The following is a 7,447-nucleotide window of genomic DNA, read 5'->3' as shown; positions in this document are numbered from 1 at the left end:
GACAGCCAGTTTACCAGCACCCTGTCTGTCAACTTCCACTTCCCCAAGATCCCGCGAAGAACCTTTTTTTATGCCCGCCGTCTGCTTGTCCAATAAAAAAGACCGCCTGCTGGCGGTCTTTTGCGTGATGTTTCGGCGATCAGGCGAGGCCCGCCAGCAGACGACTCCAGTTGCGTTTGGCAACGAGGAAACCGTCTCGCAACGTGCGGTACTCCAGTTGCAGCCTGAGCCTGTCGTAGCGTGCGAGGGCTGTGCGCTTGCGCTGCTCCAGCAGTGACTTGCGGCTGGCATAGTAGTGCTGGATCTGCAGGCTCAGCTTGTCGTACTCCTCCTGCAGCAGTGCCTGCCAGCGTTCCCTGTCATCCTGCTTGTGCACTCTGGCCTGGGCGCGCTTGAGCTGCATCTCCAGCCTGGCCTGTTCGATGCGTTCCTCCGGGCAGGATCTCAGGTCTTTGGCGAGCCCGCACCAGGCGGCGGTGCGGATCAGCCACTTGGTGGGGTCGAACTGCCACCATTGAATGCCGTTGCGGTAGTCGTTCTCGAACAGGTGATGGAAGTTGTGATAGCCCTCGCCAAAGGTGAAGAAGGCCAGGATGCCGTTGTCCCGGGCGCTGTTGCGATCCGTGAACGGCTGGCTGCCCCAGATGTGGGCCAGGGAGTTGATGAAGAAGGTGGTGTGATGGGTCATCACCATGCGCAGCACCCCGGCCAGCAGCATCATGCCGAGCAGATCCCCGTGCAAGAGGCCGAGCAGCAGCGGAATGCCGATGTTGGTGACCAGGGCCAGAGCCAGATAGTGCCTGTGCTGGAAGGCGACCACGGGGTTGTTTTGCAGGTCGCGCACATTGCTGTAGTCGTGGTAGGTATCGCGCTGGTATTCCCGCAGCATCCAGCCGATGTGGGAGTACCAGAAGCCGCGACCCGCACTGTAGGGATCCTTCTGGTTGTCATCCACGTGGCGGTGGTGGCGGCGATGATCCGAGGACCAGTGCAGCGCCGAGTTCTGCAGGGCGAGCGCGCCTCCGATGGCGAAGATCCATTGCAGGGCCGGGTGCGCCTTGTAGGCCTTGTGGGACCAGAGCCTGTGGTAGCCGGCGGTGATGGAGATGCCGCAATAGCAGAACAGCAGCAGGAAGCAGAGCCACTGCCAGAGGTCGTAGCCCTGGCTCAGTCCATACCAGGGGACCGCTATCAGTGCCGTCAGCCCGGAGAGGGCGAACAGCAGGGTGTTGGTCATGATGATCGGGGGGCGGTCCATTTCACTCGGCTCCTTTCAGCGAACAGCTGTTCACTATTCTCCATTGAGCCGGAATGCGGGTCAATGGTAAAAAAGTCGGAGACAAACCTGATCCCGGCCCCGCCTTCGGGTTATCATCTGGCCTCGCTAATCTCAAGGTGACTGTTTTCGTGGGTATTCGCGCGCAACAAAAAGAAAAAACCCGGCGTACGCTGATCGAGGCGGCGTTCAGTCAACTCTGCGCCAACCGCAGTTTCTCCAACCTCAGCCTGCGGGAAGTGGCCAGAGAGGCGGGCATAGCGCCGACCTCCTTCTATCGCCACTTTCGGGACATGGAAGAGCTGGGGCTGACGCTGGTGGACGAGGGAGGGCTGACCCTGCGCCAACTGATGCGCCAGGCGCGCCAGCGCATTGCCGGTGGTGGCAGCGTCATCAGCACCTCGGTGCAGACCTTCATGGAATTCGTCGAAAACAACCCGAACATCTTCCGGCTACTGCTGCGCGAGCGCTCCGGCACCTCGGCTGCATTCCGTCAGGCGGTGGCCCGGGAGATCCAGCACTTCATCGCCGAGCTGACCGATTATCTGGAAGCCACCACGCAGGCGCCACGGGAAGAGGCCTATATCCAGGCCGAGGCCATGGTGACCATCGTCTTCAGCGCCGGTGCAGACGCCCTCGACATGACTCCGGAAGAGTGCAAGGCACTGTCGGAGCGCACCATCAGCCAATTGCGGATGATCGCCATGGGCGCCGAGGTGCAGAACCGCAAGCGCCACGAATCTCTCACATAACGCAAGGATGGACAGCCTCATGCATGAACCGAACGCGATTCCGAAGAAGCCCCTGGTGCTGGCCCTGCTGATCGGTATCTGTGGCGATGCCTTCCTGTCGGCCTTGACGGAGTCGGTCGTCCCCTTCTCCTTCTACCCCCTCATCGCCCTGTTGCTGGCGGCCAGCCAGCTCTATCAGCACTATCGCCATGAGCCCATGGTGGGCAACACACCCAGCTGCATTCTGCTCTGCTTCTTTATCGGCGTGTTCGGCCATTCTGCCCTGGTCAAGGTGCAGTACCCCGAGCTTGGCAGCAACTTCTTCTCCCTCATTGCCATGCTGCTGCTGCTCGCCGCTCTCTCCATCAAGCTGGGAATCAGCCTCGGAAAAACGCAAAAGGAGTGACGAATCACTCCTTCTGGTCGGGCCGGGGGTGGCCTAGTCGGCCCTGGGGGGAGTCTCTCCCTTCTTCCTGGCGTCTATGATGGCCTGCAGCTTGGTGCGGATATCCATCATGCCGAACACCCCGAAGATCAGCACCTGGGTGAATTCGAGACGAGTGACCGCGAAGTAGGGTTTGCAGGCCGCCTTGATCATGCTGGCCTGTACCCAGTGCATCAATATCACGATGACGCCGCACACCGGCAGAAAGCCGTTCAGTTTGCCCGGCAGGGTGCCCAGCAGGGCGAGTGCCACACCGAACCAGAAGAACAGCAGCACCCCCATCGCCAACAGATTAAACACCCGCTTCATCGTTTACCTCCCGTACATAGAGTTGATAGCAGACCTGACCAGCCTGCTTGTCCTTGAGTAGTGTCCAGCTGGCGGGCAGCGTCAGATCGGCCATCTCTTTTTCCCGCTCCAGATAGATGAGGGCATCGGATGCCAGCCAGCCGCGCTGCTCGAGCAGCTCGCACACCTGGGGCAGCAGCTCGCGACGAAACGGTGGGTCCAGAAAGACCAGATCGAACGGCGTGGCCGGGCCTTGCAGCCAGCTCACGGCATCGGCCTGGATCACCTGCCCCTGGCTGCTGCCCAGGGTCGTCAGGTTCTTCTTGAGCTGGTCCGCGGCGCCTCTGTCCATCTCGATCAGGGTGACCTGTTCGGCATAGCGGGACAAGGCTTCCAGCCCCAGCCCGCCGCTGCCGGCGAAGAGATCCAGGCAGCGGGTACCGCGCACGTGGGGAGCCAGCCAGTTGAAGATGGTCTCCTTGACGCGATCCGTGGTGGGCCTGAGCCCTTCCACATCCCTGACGGGGAGTTTGCGCCCCTTCCATTGGCCGCTGATGATTCGTACCACGCCCGCTCGCCCCTGGGGGGCCGGGCTCTTGCTCGGGCTGTTACGGCTGGATTTCACTCTGGGCATCGCGTTTCGTCGTCAGAAAATAAAGTGATAGTATAAGGCGGTTCATTTTTATGCCGACCCGCCTAGGGACGGCTATCTTAGCAGTCAGCCTTTGATGTGAGTATTTTTAGATGGCAAAAGGTTTGTTTTCCTGGCTGGGTTTCGGCCGCAAGAAAGAAGAGGCTGAGGCCGTTCCATCGCAGGCGCCCGACGCTACCCCGGCGGTCGTCGAGTCGGAGGCCGCCGCTGTTCCCGCGCCTGTCGCCGATGTTGCCCCGGCTGATGCCCCCGCCGCCAAGCCCGAAGCGCCGCTGAGCGGCCCTGACGAAGGCCCCCTGGTTGTGGAAGAGCCGGAGGGCGAGCTTGAGCCCGTCATCGTCAATGAGGCTTTGATCTCAACCGAAGCTCAGGTCGCAGACGACGCCATTTTTGCCGCCAAAACCCGCGCTGCGGAAGAGGCTCGCATTGCCGCCGAGGCTCGCGCCGCAGAAGAAGCCCGTGTTGCCGCCGAGGCTCGCGCCGCAGAAGAAGCCCGTATTGCCGCCGAGGCTCGTGCCGCAGAAGAAGCCCGTATTGCCGCCGAAGCTCGCGCTGCGGAAGAAGCTCGTCTTGCCGCCGAAGCCCGCGCCGCAGAAGAAGCCCGTGTGGCCGCCGAAGCCCGCGCTGCGGAAGAGGCTCGCATCGCTGCCGAAGCCCGCGCTGCGGAAGAGGCTCGCATCGCTGCCGAAGCCCGTGCCGCGGAAGAAGCCCGTATTGCCGCCGAGGCCCGTGCTGCGGAAGAGGCTCGTGTTGCCGCCGAAGCTCAGGCTGCCGAGGAAGCCCGTGTCGCCAAAGAGGCCCAACGAGCGGAAGATTTGCGTCTGGTCGCCGCGATGGAGGCTGAGGCCGCTGCCCTGGCCGCTCTGCCACTGGCCGCCAAGGTGGACGACGACACTCAGGAGAAGCCGCAGCGGGAGGGCTTCTTTGCCCGCCTCAAACGCAGCCTGGTGCGTACCAGGGAGAATATCGGCTCCGGTTTCTTCGGCCTGTTCAGCGGCAAGAAGATCGATGACGATCTGTTCGAAGAGCTGGAGACCCAGCTGCTGACCGCCGATCTTGGCGTCGACACCACCACCCGCATCATCGAGGGGCTGGTACAGCACGCGGACCGCAAGCAGCTCAAGGATGCCGAGGCGCTCTACGGTCTGCTCAAACAGGATATGGGCGAGATGCTGGCCAAGGTCGAGCAGCCCCTGGTGATCGACACCAGCAAGAAGCCTTACGTCATCCTGATGGTCGGTGTGAACGGCGTCGGCAAGACCACCACCATCGGCAAGCTGGCCAAACAGTTCCAGGCCGAGGGCAAGAGCGTGATGCTGGCCGCTGGCGATACCTTCCGTGCCGCTGCGGTCGAGCAGCTGCAGGTGTGGGGTCAGCGCAACAACATTCCGGTGATTGCCCAGCACACCGGTGCCGACTCCGCCTCCGTCATCTATGACGCCATCGAGGCTGCCCGCTCCCGCGGGGCTGACGTGCTGATCGCCGATACCGCCGGCCGCCTGCAGAACAAGAGCAACCTGATGGAGGAGCTCAAGAAGGTGGTGCGGGTGATGAAGAAGCTGGACGATGCGGCGCCCCACGAGATCATGCTGACTCTGGACGCAGGCACCGGCCAGAACGCATTGAGCCAGGCCAAGCTGTTCAGCGAGGCGGTGGGCCTGACCGGCATCACCCTCACCAAGCTGGACGGCACTGCCAAGGGGGGGGTCATCTTCGCGGTGGCCGACAAGTTCCAGATCCCGATCCGCTACATCGGGGTGGGCGAGGGGATCGACGATCTGCGCCCGTTCGTCGCCAACGACTTCATCGAGGCGCTCTTCAGCCGCGAAGAATAAATCCGGCCGACATGAGTCGGCCCGGCCGTGACAAGCACGTGTTCCATACCCCGACTCCGGTCGGGGTATGTCACTATGAGAGCGCAGGTATGGCTCATCCGGGCAAGGATGACATGCGGCATGGTTGCGACCGGTGTTGTCATCCAGGTGTTGTGCCGGTACGGGGGAGTGAGCGCCCCATGCTTTATCCCGGTCGGGGTTTGTCAATCTCAGGGAACCGTTATGATTCGTTTTGACAAGGTCAGCAAGGTCTACAGTGGCGGTCATCAAGCGCTGCAAAAGGTCAGTTTTCACCTGCGCAAGGGGGAGATGGCCTTCCTGACCGGCCATTCGGGGGCGGGCAAGAGTACCCTCCTCAAGCTCATCAGCGTGATGGAACGGCCGACCGACGGCCGCGTCTTCTTCCACGGCGATGACGTCAGCCACATCCAGCGCAGTCAGATCCCCTACGTGCGCCGCCAGATCGGCATGATCTTCCAGGATCACCGCCTGTTGATGGATCGTACCGTGTTCGACAACGTCGCCCTGCCCCTGGTGATCGATGGCTACAGCCATGGGGACATCAACAAGCGGGTGGCGGCGGCGCTCGACAAGGTCGGGCTGCTCGGCAAGGAGCGCTACCAGCCGCGCATGCTCTCCGGCGGTGAGCAGCAGCGGGTCGGCATCGCCCGCGCCATCGTCAACAAGCCGCCCCTGCTGCTGGCGGACGAGCCGACCGGCAACCTGGATCCCCAGCTTTCCATGGACATCATGCGCCTGTTCGAGGAGTTCAACCGCTTCGGCGTCTCCGTGCTGATTGCCACTCACGATCTGGGGCTGATCGCCCGGATGCGCTACCGCACCCTGACCCTCAAGGCGGGTCGCATGTATTCGTCCGGGGAGGATCGCTGATGGCTATTGTTCGTCATAAACAGCCGCCGTTGCGTCGCTTGATGATGTATGGCGTGGATCATGTGCGTCAGGCCTTTGCCAGCCTGGGTGAGCTGTGGCGCAACCCGCTCGCCTCCCTGATGACCCTGGCGGTGCTTGGCGTGAGTCTGGCGCTGCCTTCCTGTTTCCACGTATTGCTGAAGAATGCCGAAGTGGTAGAGGGGAGCTGGCAGACCAGCTCCCAGATCTCCCTCTATCTGCGCAAGGATCTGCCGGAGCAGAGCATCCTCGACATGAAGCAGCGGATCCTGCTCTATCCGGAAGTGGAGTCCGTCACTTATATGAACCGTGACGAGGCGCTCAGGGAATTTCGGGAGATCTCCGGTTTCGGTGATGCCCTGGATTATCTGGACAGCAACCCGCTGCCGCCGGTGCTGAGCGTGATCCCGGATCCGCGCTGGCAGAATCCCGAAGGGGCCGCCGAGCTGCTCGCCAAGCTGGAGAACGAGCCCGGTATCGAGCAGGGCAAGCTGGATCTGCAGTGGTTGACCCGGTTGCAGGGGATCATGAACCTGCTGCGCCACACCATTACAGGTATCGCGGTGTTGCTGCTCTCCGCTGTGTTGCTGATCGTGGGCAACACCCTGCGCCTGAATATCCTGAACCAGCGTTCCGAGATTGAAGTGCTCAAGCTGGTGGGAGCGACCGATGCCTTCATCCACCGTCCCTTCCTCTATACGGGCATCTGGTTCGGGGTCATTGGCGGCATGCTGGCCTGGTGGCTGACCGAGGTGATGGTGATCTGGAGCGAGGGGGTGGTGAAGGAGCTGGCGGGGCTCTACAACAGCAACTTCCGTCTGGTGGGGATGGGGGCGTTCGACGGCTTCAATCTCATACTGCTGGGCGCCCTGCTGGGGTTGATCGCCTCCTGGTTCTCGGTGCACAGGCACATTCGCGACATAGAACCGTCCTGATTAATTTGTCAGCATTTTAAAGCGCTGGATTTTGCGAACTGGATCAAGTAAAAGAGTGGCCCGTTTCTGGCACGGGCCACTTTCTCAGAGTAATCTGAATGGTGTCTGCGCCGAGGATCATATGTGGATCCTCTGAACCTTTTGATTTATCAATGGTCTATTGACTGCAGCAGAATGAATACGGGTATGGCCCCTATGCCTTGCTCGTCTGACTTGGCAAGCATGTGAAGGTTGCGAGCTCCGCAACAATGGACTTAGCATGCTACTTTTCAGGGGTCCTTTACTGTGACCCCTTTTTTTTGGTTCTTCGCGGGATCTTGGGGAAGTGGAAGTTGACAGACAGGGTGCTGGTAAACTGGCTGTCTCCAAACACACC

The 7,447-nt window shown here is 61.4% G+C and carries 8 protein-coding genes; 5 read left to right on the top strand and 3 right to left on the bottom strand.

What is annotated here, in order from left to right; all coding sequences use genetic code 11:
- Nucleotides 1-139: 139 nt before the first annotated feature.
- Nucleotides 140-1,258, bottom strand: coding sequence for a fatty acid desaturase (locus tag PG896_RS20090; protein ID WP_039040410.1), 1,119 nt, complete (start codon nucleotides 1,256-1,258; stop codon nucleotides 140-142).
- Nucleotides 1,259-1,407: 149 nt separating this feature from the next.
- Between PG896_RS20090 and fabR the strand changes: the two genes are divergently transcribed.
- Nucleotides 1,408-2,028, top strand: a complete 621-nt coding sequence (gene fabR, locus PG896_RS20085) for an HTH-type transcriptional repressor FabR (RefSeq protein ID WP_010672598.1) — start codon at nucleotides 1,408-1,410, stop codon at nucleotides 2,026-2,028.
- A 19-nt stretch (nucleotides 2,029-2,047) separates the two neighbouring features.
- Nucleotides 2,048-2,413, top strand: coding sequence for a YijD family membrane protein (locus PG896_RS20080; protein ID WP_010672599.1), 366 nt, complete (start codon nucleotides 2,048-2,050; stop codon nucleotides 2,411-2,413).
- Nucleotides 2,414-2,446: 33 nt separating this feature from the next.
- Here PG896_RS20080 and PG896_RS20075 read toward each other — a convergent pair whose 3' ends face one another.
- A complete protein-coding gene (locus PG896_RS20075; protein ID WP_010672600.1) occupies nucleotides 2,447-2,761 on the bottom strand; it encodes a DUF1145 domain-containing protein in 315 nt (104 codons plus the stop codon).
- Nucleotides 2,745-3,374 (bottom strand): 16S rRNA (guanine(966)-N(2))-methyltransferase RsmD, encoded by a 630-nt coding sequence (rsmD, locus tag PG896_RS20070; RefSeq protein WP_039040411.1) that lies wholly within the window; start codon nucleotides 3,372-3,374, stop codon nucleotides 2,745-2,747. The genes PG896_RS20075 and rsmD overlap by 17 nt, the downstream gene beginning before the upstream one ends.
- Before the next feature lie 110 nt (nucleotides 3,375-3,484).
- On the opposite strand from rsmD, the gene ftsY reads away from it, so the two are divergent.
- The 3 genes from ftsY (at nucleotide 3,485) to ftsX (ending at nucleotide 7,071) form a co-directional block, all read left to right on the top strand.
- A complete protein-coding gene (gene ftsY, locus PG896_RS20065; RefSeq protein WP_270836137.1) occupies nucleotides 3,485-5,227 on the top strand; it encodes a signal recognition particle-docking protein FtsY in 1,743 nt (580 codons plus the stop codon).
- A gap of 222 nt (nucleotides 5,228-5,449) precedes the next feature.
- Nucleotides 5,450-6,118: a cell division ATP-binding protein FtsE gene (gene ftsE, locus PG896_RS20060; RefSeq protein WP_010672603.1), complete on the top strand. Its 669-nt coding sequence runs from the start codon at nucleotides 5,450-5,452 to the stop codon at nucleotides 6,116-6,118.
- Nucleotides 6,118-7,071 carry a permease-like cell division protein FtsX gene (gene ftsX / locus PG896_RS20055; protein WP_029313524.1) on the top strand — a complete coding sequence of 318 codons (954 nt, stop codon included), beginning with the start codon at nucleotides 6,118-6,120 and terminating at the stop codon, nucleotides 7,069-7,071. Before ftsE ends, ftsX begins: the two co-directional genes overlap by 1 nt.
- The last annotated feature ends 376 nt before the right edge of the window (nucleotides 7,072-7,447 follow it).

This window comes from Aeromonas sp. QDB30 (assembly GCF_027707645.1).
Lineage (GTDB): Bacteria > Pseudomonadota > Gammaproteobacteria > Enterobacterales > Aeromonadaceae > Aeromonas > Aeromonas caviae.
This window is presented reverse-complemented; position numbering and strand designations above follow the sequence as displayed.